General features: G+C 64.1%; 18 protein-coding genes and 1 pseudogene. 8 read left to right on the plus strand and 11 right to left on the minus strand.

Going from position 1 to position 15,890, the window contains the following annotated elements; all coding sequences use genetic code 11:
- Positions 1-19: 19 nt before the first annotated feature.
- On the minus strand, positions 20-676 hold the full coding sequence (locus tag ACSBQQ_RS11250) for a glutathione S-transferase family protein (protein ID WP_041034091.1): 657 nt from the start codon (positions 674-676) through the stop codon (positions 20-22).
- Between the two features lie 241 nt (positions 677-917).
- Here ACSBQQ_RS11250 and ompC point away from each other — a divergent pair, with 241 nt between their 5' ends.
- From ompC to ACSBQQ_RS11265, 3 genes are all read left to right on the plus strand, one after another.
- The gene (gene ompC, locus ACSBQQ_RS11255) at positions 918-2,015 is read left to right on the plus strand and encodes a porin OmpC (RefSeq protein WP_033646909.1); all 1,098 of its coding nucleotides are present in this window, start codon (positions 918-920) and stop codon (positions 2,013-2,015) included.
- A 179-nt stretch (positions 2,016-2,194) separates the two neighbouring features.
- Positions 2,195-3,046 carry a GNAT family N-acetyltransferase gene (locus ACSBQQ_RS11260; RefSeq protein WP_060428304.1) on the plus strand — a complete coding sequence of 284 codons (852 nt, stop codon included), beginning with the start codon at positions 2,195-2,197 and terminating at the stop codon, positions 3,044-3,046.
- 17 nt (positions 3,047-3,063) lie between these two features.
- On the plus strand, positions 3,064-3,894 hold the full coding sequence (locus ACSBQQ_RS11265) for a 5'-nucleotidase, lipoprotein e(P4) family (protein WP_043146972.1): 831 nt from the start codon (positions 3,064-3,066) through the stop codon (positions 3,892-3,894).
- A gap of 3 nt (positions 3,895-3,897) precedes the next feature.
- On the opposite strand, the gene ACSBQQ_RS11270 is transcribed toward ACSBQQ_RS11265, so the two are convergent.
- From ACSBQQ_RS11270 to ACSBQQ_RS11280, 3 genes are all read right to left on the minus strand, one after another.
- Positions 3,898-4,416 carry a GNAT family N-acetyltransferase gene (locus ACSBQQ_RS11270; RefSeq protein ID WP_043146968.1) on the minus strand — a complete coding sequence of 173 codons (519 nt, stop codon included), beginning with the start codon at positions 4,414-4,416 and terminating at the stop codon, positions 3,898-3,900.
- A gap of 2 nt (positions 4,417-4,418) precedes the next feature.
- Positions 4,419-4,988, minus strand: a complete 570-nt coding sequence (locus tag ACSBQQ_RS11275) for a helix-turn-helix domain-containing protein (RefSeq protein WP_033646915.1) — start codon at positions 4,986-4,988, stop codon at positions 4,419-4,421.
- Positions 4,989-5,174: 186 nt separating this feature from the next.
- Positions 5,175-6,629, minus strand: coding sequence for an MFS transporter (locus ACSBQQ_RS11280; RefSeq protein ID WP_060421402.1), 1,455 nt, complete (start codon positions 6,627-6,629; stop codon positions 5,175-5,177).
- 103 nt (positions 6,630-6,732) lie between these two features.
- Between ACSBQQ_RS11280 and ACSBQQ_RS11285 the strand changes: the two genes are divergently transcribed.
- The 5 genes and pseudogenes from ACSBQQ_RS11285 to ACSBQQ_RS11305 form a co-directional block, all read left to right on the plus strand.
- Positions 6,733-7,386: a helix-turn-helix transcriptional regulator gene (locus tag ACSBQQ_RS11285; RefSeq protein ID WP_060428302.1), complete on the plus strand. Its 654-nt coding sequence runs from the start codon at positions 6,733-6,735 to the stop codon at positions 7,384-7,386.
- A 177-nt stretch (positions 7,387-7,563) separates the two neighbouring features.
- Positions 7,564-8,058 carry a DUF2878 domain-containing protein gene (locus ACSBQQ_RS11290; RefSeq protein ID WP_033637629.1) on the plus strand — a complete coding sequence of 165 codons (495 nt, stop codon included), beginning with the start codon at positions 7,564-7,566 and terminating at the stop codon, positions 8,056-8,058.
- Between the two features lie 110 nt (positions 8,059-8,168).
- Positions 8,169-9,089, plus strand: coding sequence for a drug/metabolite exporter YedA (gene yedA, locus ACSBQQ_RS11295; protein ID WP_060428300.1), 921 nt, complete (start codon positions 8,169-8,171; stop codon positions 9,087-9,089).
- 106 nt (positions 9,090-9,195) lie between these two features.
- Positions 9,196-9,372, plus strand: coding sequence for a hypothetical protein (locus tag ACSBQQ_RS11300; protein ID WP_016928550.1), 177 nt, complete (start codon positions 9,196-9,198; stop codon positions 9,370-9,372).
- A gap of 175 nt (positions 9,373-9,547) precedes the next feature.
- Positions 9,548-9,628, plus strand: a pseudogene (locus ACSBQQ_RS11305) (SDR family oxidoreductase); the annotation flags it as partial.
- 6 nt (positions 9,629-9,634) lie between these two features.
- Here ACSBQQ_RS11305 and ACSBQQ_RS11310 read toward each other — a convergent pair.
- The 7 genes from ACSBQQ_RS11310 to ACSBQQ_RS11340 form a co-directional block, all read right to left on the minus strand.
- Positions 9,635-10,396: a phosphate/phosphite/phosphonate ABC transporter substrate-binding protein gene (locus ACSBQQ_RS11310; RefSeq protein WP_077791439.1), complete on the minus strand. Its 762-nt coding sequence runs from the start codon at positions 10,394-10,396 to the stop codon at positions 9,635-9,637.
- Between the two features lie 28 nt (positions 10,397-10,424).
- Positions 10,425-11,198, minus strand: a complete 774-nt coding sequence (locus tag ACSBQQ_RS11315; RefSeq protein WP_033637624.1) for an ABC transporter permease — start codon at positions 11,196-11,198, stop codon at positions 10,425-10,427.
- The gene (locus tag ACSBQQ_RS11320; RefSeq protein WP_033637623.1) at positions 11,195-12,130 is read right to left on the minus strand and encodes an ABC transporter ATP-binding protein; all 936 of its coding nucleotides are present in this window, start codon (positions 12,128-12,130) and stop codon (positions 11,195-11,197) included. The genes ACSBQQ_RS11315 and ACSBQQ_RS11320 overlap by 4 nt, the downstream gene beginning before the upstream one ends.
- Positions 12,127-13,287, minus strand: coding sequence for an ABC transporter permease (locus ACSBQQ_RS11325; RefSeq protein WP_033637622.1), 1,161 nt, complete (start codon positions 13,285-13,287; stop codon positions 12,127-12,129). Before ACSBQQ_RS11325 ends, ACSBQQ_RS11320 begins: the two co-directional genes overlap by 4 nt.
- 61 nt (positions 13,288-13,348) lie before the next feature.
- Positions 13,349-14,278 (minus strand): glycine betaine ABC transporter substrate-binding protein OsmF, encoded by a 930-nt coding sequence (osmF, locus tag ACSBQQ_RS11330; RefSeq protein ID WP_033637621.1) that lies wholly within the window; start codon positions 14,276-14,278, stop codon positions 13,349-13,351.
- Between the two features lie 40 nt (positions 14,279-14,318).
- Complete coding sequence (locus ACSBQQ_RS11335; protein ID WP_060418342.1) at positions 14,319-15,350, minus strand: fatty acid desaturase; 1,032 nt, start codon at positions 15,348-15,350, stop codon at positions 14,319-14,321.
- Positions 15,351-15,504: 154 nt separating this feature from the next.
- A complete protein-coding gene (locus ACSBQQ_RS11340) occupies positions 15,505-15,873 on the minus strand; it encodes a cell envelope integrity TolA C-terminal domain-containing protein (RefSeq protein WP_060428298.1) in 369 nt (122 codons plus the stop codon).
- Positions 15,874-15,890: the final 17 nt, after the last annotated feature.

Here is a 15,890-nt window from a genome sequence, read left to right on the forward strand (position 1 = left end):
GCCGGGCGGCGGGGAGGCATCACGATTCCAGCGGGGCAACACCGTCGAAATGGGCGCTCAGCAACGCATTCAGCTCCGGCCGCTGTTCCACCCGCTCTGCGATGGCGTACAGCCGCGGGCAGTGTTGCCGGAACCACGCGCGGCCCGGCCGCCAGTTGCACATCACCGCCACGTACAGATCCAACGCGCTGAAGCTCTTGCCGAGAAACCACGGGCCCGCAGCGCCGGCGGCGGCGTTCAGCTGCCGCAATAAGCGCTCGCGATAATCCATTACCGCGTTTTTCAGCTGTTCCGCGCCCGCCGCTTGCGGCTGCCAGCGCTGCGGATGGTCGGCATAGGTGAAGGTGGGGTAAATCTCCGCGTTGATGAACAGCAGCCAGCGCAGAAAACGCGGCAACAGCGGCGAGCCGCCGGGCGGCGCCAGTTCGGCGTGCGGCGCGCGATCGTGCAGCAACAGAATGATCGCCGCACTCTCCGTCATCACTTCGTCATTGGGCAACACTAAGGTGGGCACCTGGCCCAACGGGTTCAGCGCCAGCAGGCGATCGCGCTCCGGGCCGTCCTGCGTGTAGTCCACCTCCTCATAGCCCCAGGGGAAAGCGGTCAACACCAACGCGGCGGCCACGATCGTCGAGCCGCAGCCCTGCGTGCCGAACAAAGTATAAGTATCGTGCATGATTCCTCCCGCAGCGGAACAAGGTATCGATAACTGTAGACCAGCCGCCGACCGTCGGCCGAAGAAAAAATTCACTCTTTACGCGACTTTTTTAATCGTTCGACATGAAAATGAATTTTTTGTCATAAATAGATCACATTACTACGGTAAAAATTCTCCGCCGCCAACAATCAGGCGGCACAGTAAAACAGCAATGCAACTGATGATAAGCGTCTTTCAATCGAATAAAGCAGGGTAACCCATGAAACGTAATCTTCTGGCCGTTATTATTCCGGCACTTTTACTTGCGCAAGCGGCACAGGCAGCAGAAATCTACAATAAAGACGGCAACAAACTCGATTTTTACGGTCGTGTAAAGGCCCTGCATTATTTCTCCGATGATGCCGGCAACGACGGTGATAAAACCTACGTGCGTATCGGCTTTAAAGGCGCGACTCAGATTAACGATATGCTGACCGGCTACGGCCAGTGGGAATATCAGATCGCCGCCAACCACACGGAATCCGACGGCACTAAAGATACCAAAACGCGTCTGGGCTTCGCCGGTCTGAAATATAAGGACCTCGGTTCCTTCGACTACGGCCGCAACTACGGCATCATTTACGACGTCGGCGCCTGGACGGATATGATCCCTGAATTCGGCGACGATGCTTACATCAAGACCGACAACTTTATGAACGGCCGTACCAACGGCGTCGCCACCTACCGTAATAACAACTTCTTCGGACTGGTCGACGGCCTGAAATTTGCCGTGCAGTACCAGGGCAAGAACGAAAACGACGGCCGCTCCGCCAGCAAGGCGAACGGCGACGGCTGGGGCCTCTCCTCCAGCTACGAAATCATCGATGGCCTGAGCGTGGGCGCCGCCTATGCCTCTTCCAACCGCACCACCACGCAAAAAGCGGGCACCTTCGGTAAAGGCGACAAGGCCGATATCTGGGCCGGTGGTCTGAAATACGACAACAACAACGTCTACCTGGCCGCGACTTATTCGCAGAGCCGCAATATCGCGCCTATTTCCGGCACCGCCACCATCAATAACAACGCCACTTCCGTTAGCGGCTTCGCCAATAAAGCGGAAGGGATTGAATTGGTCGCGCAATATCAGTTCGACTTCGGTCTGCGCCCATCGCTGGGTTACGTTCAGCAGAAAGGCAAAGATATTGAAGGCATCGGCGACGTCGATCTGGTGAAATATTTCGACGTAGCGGCAACCTATTACTTCAACAAAAACATGTCCACTTATGTCGAATATAAAATCAACCAGCTCGATGACGACAACAAGCTGGGTCTGAAAAACGACGACGTGGTTGTTGTCGCCCTGACCTACCAGTTCTGATGTGATGAATGAATAACCACCACTGCAAACTTTAGCGTCACTTGATACCCAGAGTTTTATTTCGCCGGGCGGCTGCGTCCGGCTTTTTTGTTTTTATTTTCCCCCTGTCCAATCCCCCCGCTTGCCTTGCAAAAAAAACGGGTCTACATGTATAGCTTTCTCCCCGAGCGAAATCAGCCATGCATAACGACGGACGCTTCGACTTCCACAACGCCCTGCGCTACAGCAGCGACGAACTGGCGAACATCCTCAGCCACTGCTTTGAAAACTACATCGTGCGCTTCGTTGTCGACGGGCCGACCTTCGCCGCCCGTTTCGGCGCCGAAGATCTCAGCCTGAACGACAGCCTGATCGTCACCCACCGCCATGAACCGGTGGCGGTGGCGCTGATCGCCCGCCGCGGCCGGCACAGCCGGGTCGCGGCCTTTTCCGTGCGCCCGGAGATGCGCGGCCAGGGCCTGGGCAAGGCGCTGATGCAGCGGCTGGTGGCGGACGCCCGCCACCGCGGCGACCGGCGGCTGTCGCTGGAAGTGATCGAAGGCAACGACGCCGCGCTGGCGCTGTACCACCGCGCCGGGCTGCGCATCGTGCGCACCCTGACCGGCCATCAGGCGCCGGCGGAAGCGCCGCCAGGCACGGCGGAACTGCAGGCGGTCGATCCGCTGACCGTCAGCCATCGCCTGACGGCGGAAGGCGCCACCGATCTGCCCTGGCTGATCGCCCCCGAATCGCTGTTCAAGCTGCCGGGCAAACCGCAAGCCTATACGCTCAATCGTCAGGCCTACGCCGTGGTGATGCCCGGCGCCGAGCACTGCTGGCTGCGCCTGATCTACGTGCCGCCGCAGCACCGCGGCCAGGGGCATGCGCGCGCCTTGCTGGCCGCCCTGCAAACACGGTTCGCCCCTTTGCCGCTGACTGCCAACGTCGTTGTGCCCGAGGTGGCCGCCCCCTTCTTTACGCATCTTGGCTGGCGGCAGGATCCCCTGCCGCAGTTCGAGATGGATATGCTGCTGGACAGCCCACAAGAATAAAACCGAGAGAGATAACAATGGCAGGAAAACAGGCAAGGACACTCACCCTCGGCGCGGCGATTGGCGTCGCGCTGCTGACGTTGGCCGGTTGCGCGCAGCCGCCGCACACCGACGCGCAGGCCCAGCAGCGGCTGGCGCATCAGTCGGTGCTGGCGGTGAACTGGTTCCAACAGTCCGGCGAATACCGCGCGCTGGCGCATCAGGCGTTCAACAGCGCGCAGCGCGCCTTCGATCAGGCCAGGGCCGCGCCGGGCCGTAAAAAGGCGGTGGTGGTCGATCTGGATGAAACCATGCTGGACAACAGCGCCTACTCCGGCTGGCAGGCGCAGCAGGGCCAGCCATACGACGGCGCCACCTGGGCCAAATGGACGCAGGCCGAACAGGCCGGCGCGGTGCCGGGCGCGGTGTCGTTCGCCCGCTACGTCAACGCCCATCAGGGCACGATGTTCTACGTGTCGAACCGCAAGCAGAGCGAATACGCCGCCACGGTGGCCAACATGCAGAAGCTCGGTTTCACCGGCATGTCGGAAAAGACCGTGCTGCTCAGCACCGATACCTCCAATAAGCAGGCGCGCTTCGACGCCATCAAACAAGCCGGCTACGACATCGTGGTGTACGCGGGCGACAACCTGAACGACTTCGGCGCCGCGACTTACCACCAGGACAACGCGCAGCGCCGGGCATTCGTCAGCGAGAACCAGAACAAGTTCGGCACCGAATTCATCGTGCTGCCCAACCCGCTGTACGGCGATTGGGAAAGCGGGCTGGCCCGCGACTACAACAAGCTGACGCCGCAGCAGAAGCTGCAGGTGCGCCAACAGGCGATCAAAGCCTGGCGCGGGCGCTAAGCCTCACAGCAGTTTGTACATATAGCAGGTGGCTTCCAACGCCCCGCCGTCGCTGGCGCGGGCGTATTGTGGGATGTCACCTGCCGCTTCGAACCCCAATTGGCGGTACAACCCCTGCGCCGCGCTGCCGCTCAGGGTATCCAGCACCAACAGGCTGCGGCGATGACGCGCCGCCAGCGCCTGCACTTCCTGCATCAACAGCCGCGCGACGCCCTGCCGCCGCGCCTGCGGGTGCACCATCAGCTTGACCACTTCCGCCCGGTGGCGGCCATTGTCCGGCATCGCCAACAGCAGCTGCACTGTGCCGACCGGCCGACCGTTCGCCAGCGCCACCAGCATCGCACGCTCTCCCCGCGCCAGGGCCGGCAGCAGCCCCTGCCAAAATGCCCGCGCCTGCTCCACCGTAAAGGGCATGACAAAACCGATGCTGGCGCCGTGCGCCACGCTGGCGTGCAGCATCTCGGCCAAGTCGGCCACGGCGCTTTGCGCCGCGTCGGCGCCCCACTGTTGCAATTCAATCATGGCTATGGCCTGCAGATAACGAGCGTGTAATGGGCCGGCTCATCGCCGGGGACATGGAAACGGGACGCGCCGAACAGGCGGTAGCGCAGGCAATCGCCGGGCGACAGCCGGAAAACGCGCCCTTCCAACGTCAGCTCCAGTTGCCCGGACAGCAGCCAGAGGTGATGCTCCAGCGCCGGAATCGACGGCAGGTCGTAATCGATCTGCGCGCCGGCATCGAGCCGGGCTTCGATAAACTCGGCCTTATACAGCGCGGCGGGAGGAGAAACGGAGCGACGGTGAAAACCGCTGGCGCGATCGACCCATACCGGCTGTTGCGGCGGCCGCAACAGCTCCGGCGGTTCGTCTTCGATTTCGCTCAACAGGCGCGACATGGTCAACCCGTAGGCGGCGCACAGCCGGTTCAGCAGCGACGCCGTCGGGCTGGTTTCGGCGCGCTCCACCCGCGAGAGCGTCGCCCGGCTGAGACCGGTGCGCTGCGCCAACTCCTCCAGCGACCACCCCTGCTGCTGGCGCAAATCCGCCAGCCGCTGCGCCAACCTCAGGTCGGCAGTCTCCAAACCGTTATCCATCGCTCACACTCCGCCTTAAAATCCCATATAAGAGAAATAATCTCAAATTAGAGATATGGCAAGCGGATTTTAAAAAATGCCGCGCAGCGCGATGAATATCAGCATGCTCAGCAACACCACCGCCAGCATACTGCGCAGCAAGAACGCCACTATCACCGCAAACACTATCGAAGAAGGAGGAGCGTTCTAGCACTCGCGCGAGGGCGGGTTTTGTACAAGATTGCCCGTCTCGGCGCCCGGCGGCGCGATCGCCGCGCAGCGCCAGGCGCTGAATACCGCCAGCAGCGGCGCCAGCGCGAACGCCAGGAACAGCCAGCGCGCCGCCGACGCCGCGCCCGCCGCGCCGCCCGGATCGTTCAGCCCCGCCAGATTGGCGATCATCCCGGCCAGCGCCGCACCGAATGCGGTGGCGAACAGCTGCACCGTGGTAATCGAAGCGCCGGCGATATCTTTGTCCGCTTCGGGCGCCACCTGCAAAATGCGCGTCAGCAGGTGCGGCCAGCCGAAGCCGATGCCGAACCCCACCAGCAACAGCGCAATGACGATCGGCGCCAGCGCCTGCCAGTGGCCGCCGGACGGCACCGGCATCAGAATCGCCAGCGCCAGCAGCCCCACCAGCACAAACAGCGGCCCGCTGACGATCGCCCGGCGAATGCCCGCCCCGCGCCAACCGGAGCTGAGGATCTCGGACAGCGTCCAGCCGGCGGCCATGGCGGCGGCAATATAGCCGGAGATCAGCGGCGACTGGCCGTGCAGCAGCTGCAGAAAATAGGGCACGAAGATCTCGCTGGTCATGCCGATCACCAGCAACGCGGTCGTGATGTAGAGCGCCGCCAGCGATGAGCCGCGCCGCAGCGCGCCGTGCGGCAACAGGCGGGCGCGCGAGTGCGCTTCGCGCTTCAGCAGCCAGGCCATCAGCACCAGCGAGAGCGCGATGCCCGCCAGGTTGATCCAGGCGCTGTGCGCCAGGCTGCCGGCGGACACCGCCAGCACCGCCACGGTCAGCAACAGCAGCTGCGTGGTCGGCAACGGCGCGGCCGCCTGCTGCGCTTTGCCCTTGGGCAGGATCAGGAAGGTAAATGCGGCGTACAGCGCCATGATCGGCAGCAGAATGCCGAAGGCCCAACGCCAGGCGTTCAGCTCGGCGAAAATGCCGCCCACCGCCGGCCCCACCAGGGTGGCGATGCCCCACATCGCCGAGATGAGCGCCATGGCGCGCGGCCACAATCGCTGCTCGAACACCAGGTTGATCATCGCGTAGGAGAGCGCAAAGATCAGCCCGCCGCCGAAGCCCTGCACCGTACGGCCGATCAGCATCACCGGCATGCTCGGCGCCAGCGCGCACAGCGCCGCCCCGGCGATGAAGAACAGCGAAGCCACCAGATAGGCGCTGCGCGCGCCGTAGCCGCTGAGCAGCCGGGCCGACAGCGCGGAACCGAGGATCGACGCCACCACGAACAGCGTGGTGTTCCAGGCGTAGAGATCCAGACCGCCGATATCCTGCACCACCGAGGGCAGAATGGTGGTGGCGACCAGAATATTGATGGCATGCAGCGCCACGCCGAGCGAAAGCGCGATCGCACTGGCCGCATTTTTGCCGGAGAAAAGGTCGCTCCAGCGGCTATCGTCATGGGTTATCACGGTTGTCGTCCTGTTTTCAGAGGAATGGCATTGAGTTGGTCATAAGATTGCGTTAAATTTAACAAGAGTTATCTTGGAATAAGTTAGGGCGAGGCGGAGAAATATGTCAAGAATAAACTTGGAAAATAGCGGCAGCACCGCACAATCGGTCAGTGACCGCTTGCTGACGCTATTGAAAACCCGCGGCCCACAGCAAGCTTCTGACGCAGGAAAGGTGCTCGGCACCACCGGTGAGGCGGCCCGCCAGCAGTTCGTCAAGCTGGCGAAAGAGGGGCTGGTCGAAGCGGTGGCGGAAACGCGCGGCGTGGGCCGCCCGGTGCAGCTGTGGCATTTGACCTCGGCCGGCAACGCGCGCTTTCCCGACACCCATGCGGATCTGACGGTGCAGCTGCTGCGCACCGTGCGCGACAAGCTGGGCGAACAGGCGCTCGACGTGCTGATCGAGACCCGCGAGCAGGAAAACCGCATCAACTACAAGCAGGCGATGATCGGCGCCACCGATCTGCAGGAGCGCGTGGCGCGCCTGACCGAAATCCGCTGCCGCGAAGGCTATATGGCCGAATGGCGTCAGGAGGAAGACGGTTCCTATCTGCTGGTGGAAAACCACTGCCCGATCTGCGCCGCCGCTACCGTCTGCCAGGGCTTCTGCCGGGCGGAGCTGAGCATCTTCACCGAAGTGCTGCAGGCGCAGGTGGAACGCGCCGAACACATTCTGGCCGGCTCGCGCCGCTGCGCCTACCGGATTTCGCTCCTTTAACACCGGTTTTTGCCCACGTTTTCAACCGGTACAGATTATTCTGCTTGTGCATCCCGCACCTTCCCTTCTAAGGTTGAATTAACGCATATTCAGACCAACAGCGGGCCTCGCGCTCGCTCTGGCAAATCCGTCGGCGCCTGGCGCGCAGCGGCAGAGTAACCCCACGGGAGTTGAACGATGAAGAAGCCGCATGCCGGATTCTGGCTGGCGACGCTGGGACTGGGCGTCTGCTGGCTGCTGGCGCTGCTGACTCGCGATCGGCTCAACGGCATCCTGCTGGCCGGCGCGGCGCTGGCGCTGATCTTTACCCCGGCCGCCCGCCGCAAAGGCGCGGCCCTGGCCGCCCTGGGCGGTATCGGCATGGATGGGCTGTGGAGCTACAGCGGCGTGCTGCACTACAGCGGGCAACACGGCCTGCCGCTCTGGACCATCGCGTTGTGGATCGGCTTCGGCTGCTGGTGGTATTGGCTGCTGGACGTGGTCAGAGCGGCCCCCTGGCCGCTGGCGGTGCTGGGCGCCGCCGTCGGCCCCTTCGCCTACGCCGTGTCCTGGAAGCTGGACGCCTTGCTGCCCGGCGTGCCGCCGGAGTTCATGCTGCTGCTGCTGGCCGTCGGCTGGTCGATTTACCTGCCGGCCGTCAGCTGGCTGCAGTGGAAGCGGCGGGACAGCTGAACGGCGGGCGGCGGCCGGGAAAAATAATGCCGAAAGCCATTGCTTATCGGTTGCCCGATCGGGTTTACTGAGCGTTCTAATAATAATCACCCCTGCAAAAACATATCCCTATGCTTAGCCAACAAAGCCGTAGCGTCCTGCCGTTGATCGGGGCGTTGTTCACGTTATATATCGTTTGGGGTTCCACCTATTTCGTCATTCGCCTCGGCGTCGCGCAGTGGCCGCCGCTGATGATGGCCGGCATTCGCTTTCTGGTTGCCGGTATCCTGCTGTTCAGTTTCCTGGCCTGGCGCGGCCACGCGCTGCCGACGCCGAAGCAGTGGCTGGCCGCCGGCGCCATCGGCATTCTGCTGCTGGCGGTGGGCAACGGCCTGGTGACGGTGGCGGAGCACCAACACGTGCCGTCCGGCATCGCCGCGGTGATGGTGGCGACGGTGCCGCTGTTCACCCTCTGCTTCAGCCTGCTGTGGGGGATGCGCAACACCAAACTGGAATGGGCCGGCATCGCGCTCGGTCTGGTGGGCATCGTGCTGCTTAATACCGGCAACAACCTGGTGGGCAACCCGACCGGCGCGCTGCTGATTTTGCTGGCGTCGGCCAGCTGGGCCTTCGGGTCGGTATTGGGATCGCGCATCTCGCTGCCGGCCGGGCCGATGGCCGGCGCGGCGGAAATGCTGGTCGCCGGCGTGGTGTTATTGGCAGCCAGTCAGCTGAGCGGCGAGCGTCTGACTCAGATGCCGAGCACCGGCGGCTTTCTGGCGCTGGGCTATCTGATCGTCTTCGGCTCGATGCTGGCGATCAGCGCCTATATGTTCTTGTTGAAGAACGTGCGCCCGGCGGTCGCCACCAGCTACGCCTACGTCAACCCGGTGGTGGCGGTGCTGCTCGGCATCGGCTTTGCCGGCGAATCGCTGGCGCCGCGCGAGTGGCTGGCGCTGGTGATCATCGTGGCGGCGGTGGTGCTGGTGACGCTGGGAAAATACCTGTTCGTCCGCCCGGCCCGCGTGCAGGCCATCGACAGCGAACGGTAGCGATCGCAAAGGGCGGTCTGCGGGCCGCCGTTAAAAACGATTCTTGTTTCACCCGGCGAAGGGGCTATAATTCCCGCTGTTCCAAGCAACCTGCGAAATTATTCCTATGCTGAAAAAAGCGTTCGTCATCGTCATCGCCCTGTGCGCCTTCGGTTCTTTGGGCGGCGTATTCCTCGCCGGGCTGAACATCTACACCCGTTCCACCACCCCGCACGAAGAAAGCGCGCCTGCCGGGGATGCCGCCGCCACGCCGGCGCAAACCGAAACCCTTCAGGCCAAGTGATCGTCCAGCCAGCGCTGGCAGCGCAGCTGTAAAAAGCGCTGCAGCCGCCTGACGCGTTCCAACACCGGCGAGCGATGCGGGCACCAGGCATTTCGAGCAGTTCCTCACCGCGCCATAGCCGCCTTCCCCACGCCGGGGAGAAAAACGACGCGCTGCGCCTGATACAGGCCGACGCGCGGCAGGTTACCTGCTGGCGATGGAGAACGGCTTCGTCACCGGCAGCGCGATCGACATCGACGGCGACGCCCTGCTGTAACGGCGGCTAGAGCGCCGTCACGCCCTGCGCGGCGGCCTGCTGTTCCAGCACGGTGATAATCTGGTAGGCCGAACGTGGCACCAGGCTGAAATCGCCGATCAGCAGGCGGTCGCTGACCGCCTCATCCAGCATCGCTCGGGCGCCGGCGCGCAGGATTTCCACCTGTTCCGGCGGCGTACCCGCCGCGGTGATCAGCGGCAGACCGGGCACCGCTGCCGTGCGGCCGATGATTTTCAGCCCCTCCAGCGCCTGCGGCTGCGCCCGGCGCAGCAGTTCCATGCTGATCGCATCGATGGCGGCGATATCCGCCTGCCCGCTGCGGATCAGCTTCAGCGACTGATAATGCGCGCCGGAGGCAATCGCCGCACCAAAGAATTTCCCGTCCTGCGCCAGCGGCGCGATCAGCGCGCGCAGGCCGTTGTAGCCGGATTGGGAATCGGTGCTGTTATAGGCCGCCGTCCGGCCGCGAAAATCCGCCAACCGTTCGCCGGGGTCGCCCGCGCGCACCACCAGCCAGCTGCGGTAATTCGGCCCGTCGCACCCCTCAACCCGATAATGGTAGGTGCCGATCAGCTGCACCTGCGGCAGAGTGCTGACCAACGGATAACCGCAGGTTTGGCTGAGCAGCAGATCGTCGCGCCGCCAGTGCTGCGCCAAATCGTCCGGCCAACTGAGCCGCTCCGGCGCCGCCGGCAGCCCCAGGCGCAGCAGCTTGTCGCGCAATACCTGCCAGAAAGATTCGGCCTGCTCCCGGCCAACGCCGTACATCGGTAGAGACACCTGCATCATTTCCCCCTTACCCCGCCGGAGTGGTCGCCAGCGTCTGCTGACGCCAGGCGGTGAGATAACGCACCCAACGTTCGAACAGCATATCGGTGATAATAGCCAACAATGCCACCACCGCCGCGCCCTGGATCACATAGGCGGTGTTAAAGCCGCTCAGACCGATGATGATCGGCGAGCCGAGCGTCTTGGTGCCGACGGTGGAAGCGATGGCCGCCGTGCCGATGTTGATGATCACCGACGTGCGGATCCCGGCGACGATCACCGGCGCCGCCAGCGGCAATTCGACCCGCCACAGAATTTGCCAGGCGCTCATCCCCACGCCGCGGGCAATCTCGCGCGTGGCGGGCGGCACCGATTCGATGCCCGCCAGCGTGCCCTGCAAGATCGGCAGCAGGCCGTACAGCACCAGCGCAATGATCGCCGGCTGTTCGCTGAAGCCCATCACCGGCACCGCTACCGCCAGCACCGCTACCGGCGGGAAGGTCTGCCCCACCGCCACCACCGTTTCCACCAGCGAACGAAACTCCCGGCCGCTGCGCCGGGTTACCGCCACGCCGGCCGCTACGCCGAGAGCCACCGCGATCAGGCTGGAGATTGCCACCAGCGACAGATGCGCCCCCACCAGCGCGATAAAGCTGTCCTGCTGATAAATGGGCCGCTCCAGATCGGGGAACCAGGCGGCAAACAGGCCGCGCAGATGATCCATGCCGAACACCAGCGCCAACAGCAGCGCCAGCGTCCAGGGCAGCGGATCGCGCAGCAGGCGCCAGATGCGCCCGCTCATGACAGCGCCTGCCCGGCGATCAGATCGTTGAAGTGCAAGACCCCCAACGCTTCGCCCCGTTCATCCACCACCGGCAGGCAGTCGCTGCCGCGCGCCACAAACACCGACAGCGCCTCGCGCAGGCTCATGGCGGCGGCGATCGGTTCGCCCTCGGCGGCGCCGGGCCGCACTCGCTCCGCCACCGTTCCCAGCGACAGCAGCTTGATGCCGCGATCGCTGCGCCCGAAGAAGTCCCGCACGAAGTCATTGGCCGGCGCGGTCAGCAGCGCCAGCGGCGTGCCCTGTTGCACCACCCGCCCCTGATCGAGCAGCACCAGGCGATCCGCCAAGCCCAGCGCCTCGTCGATGTCGTGCGTCACCAACACGATAGTGCGGCCGGAGAGCTGATGGATGCGCGCGATCTCCGCCTGCAACGCCGCGCGGGTGACCGGATCCAGCGCGCCGAACGGTTCGTCCATCAGCAACACCTCGGGATCGGCGGCCAGCGCGCGCGCCACCCCTACCCGTTGCTGCTGCCCGCCGGACAGCTGATGCGGATAGCGACGGCGAAACAGATCCGGCTCCAGATGCAACAGCTCCAGCAGTTCGGTTACCCGATCGCGAATGCGCGCGCGCGGCCATTTCAGCAGCTGTGGCACGGTGGCGATGTTTTCCTCCACCGTCCAGTGCGGAAACAGGCCGATCGATTGGATCGCATAGCCCATGCGCCGCCGCAGATCCTGCGGTTTGAACGACTGGATCTCTTCGCCGGCAAAGAGAATCTTGCCCCGATCGTGCTCGATCAGGCGATTGATCATTTTTAACGTCGTGGACTTGCCGGAACCCGAGGTGCCGATCAACACGGTGAATTCGCCCTCGGCGATGTGCAGCGTGAGATCGTCTACCGCCGGCTTGCCCTGAAAAATTTTGCTGACTTGCTCAAAGTGAATCATCGGCGCGATACGTCCAGGATTGAAACCCAAAATTTAAACAGCGAATCGACGATGACCGCCATCATGACCACCGGGATCACCCCCAGCAGAACCAGATCCAGCGCGCTGCTGAGCAGCCCCTGAAAGACGATGGCGCCAAAGCCGCCGGCGCCGATCAGCGCCGCCACCACCGCCATGCCGACGGTTTGCACCGCCAAAATGCGCACGCCGGTCAGGAACAGCGGCAGCGCCAACGGCAGCTGCACGCGCAGGAAGATCTGCCCGCGCGTCAGCCCCATGCCGGTGGCGGATTCGATCACCCCCGCCGGCACGCTTTGCAGCCCCGCCACCACGCTGCGCACCAGCGGCAACAGCGCGTACAGCACCAGCGCCACGATCGCCGGCGCCATGCCGATGCCGCTGACGCCGTGTTCCGCCAGCCAGGGCACCGCCGTCGCCAGCCCCGCCAACGGCGCGATCAGCAGGCCGAACAGCGCAATGGACGGCACGGTCTGGATAATGTTCAGCGCGGAGAAAATCGGCCGCTGCCAGCGCTCGGAGCGAAAACACAGCACCCCGAGCGGCACGCCGATCGCCAGCGCCGGCGCCATCGTCGCCAGCAGAATGGTCAGGTGCTGCAGCAGCGCGGCGTCAAACACCTCCTGGCGATTGTGGTACTCCTTCAGCAGCGACAGCTGATCGAGCTGATGCCCGAACAGCAGCAGCGCCGGCGGCACCAGCACCAGCGCGTTGCCCAGCATGCGCCACAGGTGCGACGCGGTGATGCGCGCCATGGCGTCGGCGGCGATCAGCAGGCTCAGCGCCATCGTCAGCCAGCACCCGCTGCCCCAGGAGGTGCGCGCCAGGCGCGATCCCTCCTGCGCCAGACGCCCGGCGGCCTGCCCGCTGATCCAGAAGGCCAGCGTCAGCACCCCGCAGGCGGCCAGCGCCGCCAGCAGCGCCCGTCCCCGCGTCGGCGGCAACAGGCTGAGGATCGCCAATGCCGCCAGCGGCAACAGCAGCCACAGCGCCGGGCCGTGCAGCAGGGAGAACAAGGAGAGGCTTTTGCCCGACAACAGGCGATTGGGGGCATAACTGAGGAACGGCAGGCCGAACGCGGCCAGCAGCAACAGCATGAACAGCGTCAACAAGACGCGATGTTTTACGGCGATAGTCAAAGAAACGCTCCGGTTCCCTCGGTTTACCCCCTCTCCCGACGGCAGAGGGGGCACCTCGGCATTATCCCTTAACAAACCCTTTCTCTTTCAGGTAAGCGGCCGCCACCTGTTTGGCGTCCTGGCCTTCCACGGCGATCTGCGCGTTGAGTTTTTGCAGCGTCGGCCCGTCCAGCGAGGCGAACACCGGCTTCAGCAGCTCAGGCAGATTGGCGTGCGCCTTCAGGGCCGCTTCGCGCACGATCGGTGCCGGCGCGTAGATCGGCTGTACGCCTTTCGGATCCGCCAGCGTCTGCAGCCCCAGCGCCGCCACCGGGCCATCGGTGCCGTAGGCCATCGCCGCGTTGACGCCGGAGGTCTGCTCCGCCGCCGCCTTGATGGTCACCGCCGTATCGCCGCCGGCCAGGGACAGCAGCTGATCCTGATTCAGCTTGAAGCCGTAGGCATTCTGGAACGCCGGCAGCGCATCCGGCCGCTCGATAAATTCCGCCGAGGCCGCCAGCTTGAACTTGCCGCCGCCGTTGATCCACTTGCCGAGATCCGACAGCGTCTTCAGGTGATTGGCCTCCGCCACGTCCTGGCGAATGGCGATGGTCCAGGTGTTGTTGGCCGGCGCCGCGTCCAACCAGACGATTTTGTTTTTGTCGTAGTCGAGTTGCTTCACCTTCTCGAAACCGGCCTGGGCGTTCTTCCACGCCGGATCTTTCTCATCGGAGAAGAAAAACGCGCCGTTGCCGGTGTATTCCGGGTAGATGTCGATCTCGCCGGACGTGATGGCGCCGCGCAGCACCTTGGTGGTGCCGAGCTGCAGCTTGTTGGTGGTCTGGATGCCGTTGGCTTCCAGCACCTGCACGATGATGTTGCCGAGCAGCGAACCTTCGGTGTCGATCTTGGAGCCGACGCGCACCGAGTCGGCCGCCTGCGCCAGACCGCCGGTGGCCAGCAGGGCCAGCGCGACGGCAAAGGAACGTCCGCGTGATAAGGTGATTGCCATACTTTTCCTCTGGTTATACGTTTTCCGGCTCATGGGCCGGTTAAGTTGGAAAATCCTGAGAAACGCGCTTCCAGCGCGCAATAAATTTTTCCGTCGGCAGGGCATCGCCCTCCCCCTGCGGTTCACCGGCGCGCAACGGATGCACGCCGACGTCGATCGGCGTCAGGGCGTAATCGCGCAGCCACTCGCCGTAGCCTTGCGCGACAAATCCCTGGCTGCGGCGCTGGTACGCCTCGCGCTCCGCCAGATAGACTTCGCGCAAACCATACCAGGGCAGGCCGGGCAGATCGTGATGCACTAAATGGTAGTTCAGATTGAGAAACAGCAGCCGCCACGGCCAACCCGCCTCATTAATAATAGAACGTGCCTGCGGTGCGTCCACGGCGCGATGCTCAAAAAACGATCTTACCTTGGTCAGCGCCAGCGCCGGGTAGCTGATGGCCAGCAGGTAAAACGCCGCGCCGATACCCTGCGCCTGCAGCCAGTCGAGCAGCATCGCCAACAGCGACAGGTGCACCAACCACCTCGCCCAGACGCGCCACTCCCCGGCGGCAAGCGCTTTCACCGCCCCGACCAGGGTCGCGGCGATATCCAGCGCCGGGCCAAGGAGCACCCGGCCGATCAGCGTATTGCGCACGGCGGCCAGCAGCGGCAGCAGCCGGGGATAGCGCCGCCACTGCGCGGCGCTGAAGTAATAGCTTTCGGGATCTTCGTGCGGATCGGTCAGGTGGTCGTTGCGATGGTGGCGCAGATGCGAATCGCGATACAGCCCGTAGGGATACCACACCGCCAGCGGCAACAGGCCGAACAGCTGATTGACGCGCGGCCAGCGCGTCGGATGGCCGTGGATCAGCTCGTGCTGCAACGACATGTACCAGGTGGTCAGCAGTATCAGCAGCGGCGCGCCAAGCCACGGGCCCAGCGTTTGCCACCCCAGCGCCACGCCGAACCAGCCGCCGTACACCGCCGCCATGATCCCCCAGGTGGGCAGCTCCAGCCGCCAATGCCGGCGCCGATAAAGCTGCCTGATTCGTTCGCGCTGTTCGGGGTGCAAATAGTGGGCGTGGGACATGCTGCAGCTCGCGGTAAGAGATTTTCTCCCAGTATCCGTGAGCCGTAGCGGCATTCAAAATAACGAAAATGGCAAAGCTAAGTGAAAATTCAGCGGGTTGCGTACGCGTAAAAGCGAAAAAACGGGCCGCGCAGGCGGCCCGTCGGTCACATCTTCAGGGAACGAAATCGAGCACCACGGCGTTGAACAGCGCATACTCGGTGGCGTTGGCCATCGGCGGAAACTGCGCGCGCTGCACCGCCGCGCTCGCCGCTGCGCACCGTGGCGCGTCGCCTCTTACGATCTTGCTGCTCGCCAGCTTGCCGTCCGGTCGCAGCCGAATGCTGATGGTGCAGCGTTGGCCGCGCGCGCGTTCAGGCAAACGCTGCTCGCGGCTCACCGCGTTATGCACCCGCACCGGATAGCTGAGCAGCGCCGTGGCCTGCGCCTCGGCCTGCGGCTCCGGCAACGGGATGCCGGCCTGACGCCCGGCGCCGCAGCCGCTTAACAGCAACAGCGCCAACAGGCCTAGTGTCTTTTTCATTCCCTATATCTTATTGG

Source organism: Serratia sp. G204Y, from assembly GCF_051172435.1.
Lineage (GTDB): Bacteria > Pseudomonadota > Gammaproteobacteria > Enterobacterales > Enterobacteriaceae > Serratia > Serratia sarumanii.

What these genes read in the sequence shown, in the direction of transcription:
- ACSBQQ_RS11260 (WP_060428304.1), top strand. Translation starts at nt 2,195, where the DNA reads ATGCATAACGACGGACGCTTCGACTTCCACAACGCCCTGCGCTACAGC.
- ACSBQQ_RS11315 (WP_033637624.1), bottom strand. Translation starts at nt 11,198, where the DNA reads ATGAGCGGGCGCATCTGGCGCCTGCTGCGCGATCCGCTGCCCTGGACG.
- ACSBQQ_RS11290 (WP_033637629.1), top strand. Translation starts at nt 7,564, where the DNA reads ATGAAGAAGCCGCATGCCGGATTCTGGCTGGCGACGCTGGGACTGGGC.
- ACSBQQ_RS11250 (WP_041034091.1), bottom strand. Translation starts at nt 676, where the DNA reads ATGCACGATACTTATACTTTGTTCGGCACGCAGGGCTGCGGCTCGACG.
- ACSBQQ_RS11285 (WP_060428302.1), top strand. Translation starts at nt 6,733, where the DNA reads ATGTCAAGAATAAACTTGGAAAATAGCGGCAGCACCGCACAATCGGTC.
- osmF (WP_033637621.1), bottom strand. Translation starts at nt 14,278, where the DNA reads ATGGCAATCACCTTATCACGCGGACGTTCCTTTGCCGTCGCGCTGGCC.
- ACSBQQ_RS11320 (WP_033637623.1), bottom strand. Translation starts at nt 12,130, where the DNA reads ATGATTCACTTTGAGCAAGTCAGCAAAATTTTTCAGGGCAAGCCGGCG.
- ompC (WP_033646909.1), top strand. Translation starts at nt 918, where the DNA reads ATGAAACGTAATCTTCTGGCCGTTATTATTCCGGCACTTTTACTTGCG.
- ACSBQQ_RS11270 (WP_043146968.1), bottom strand. Translation starts at nt 4,416, where the DNA reads ATGATTGAATTGCAACAGTGGGGCGCCGACGCGGCGCAAAGCGCCGTG.
- yedA (WP_060428300.1), top strand. Translation starts at nt 8,169, where the DNA reads ATGCTTAGCCAACAAAGCCGTAGCGTCCTGCCGTTGATCGGGGCGTTG.
- ACSBQQ_RS11340 (WP_060428298.1), bottom strand. Translation starts at nt 15,873, where the DNA reads ATGAAAAAGACACTAGGCCTGTTGGCGCTGTTGCTGTTAAGCGGCTGC.
- ACSBQQ_RS11265 (WP_043146972.1), top strand. Translation starts at nt 3,064, where the DNA reads ATGGCAGGAAAACAGGCAAGGACACTCACCCTCGGCGCGGCGATTGGC.
- ACSBQQ_RS11300 (WP_016928550.1), top strand. Translation starts at nt 9,196, where the DNA reads ATGCTGAAAAAAGCGTTCGTCATCGTCATCGCCCTGTGCGCCTTCGGT.
- ACSBQQ_RS11310 (WP_077791439.1), bottom strand. Translation starts at nt 10,396, where the DNA reads ATGTACGGCGTTGGCCGGGAGCAGGCCGAATCTTTCTGGCAGGTATTG.
- ACSBQQ_RS11335 (WP_060418342.1), bottom strand. Translation starts at nt 15,350, where the DNA reads ATGTCCCACGCCCACTATTTGCACCCCGAACAGCGCGAACGAATCAGG.
- ACSBQQ_RS11275 (WP_033646915.1), bottom strand. Translation starts at nt 4,988, where the DNA reads ATGGATAACGGTTTGGAGACTGCCGACCTGAGGTTGGCGCAGCGGCTG.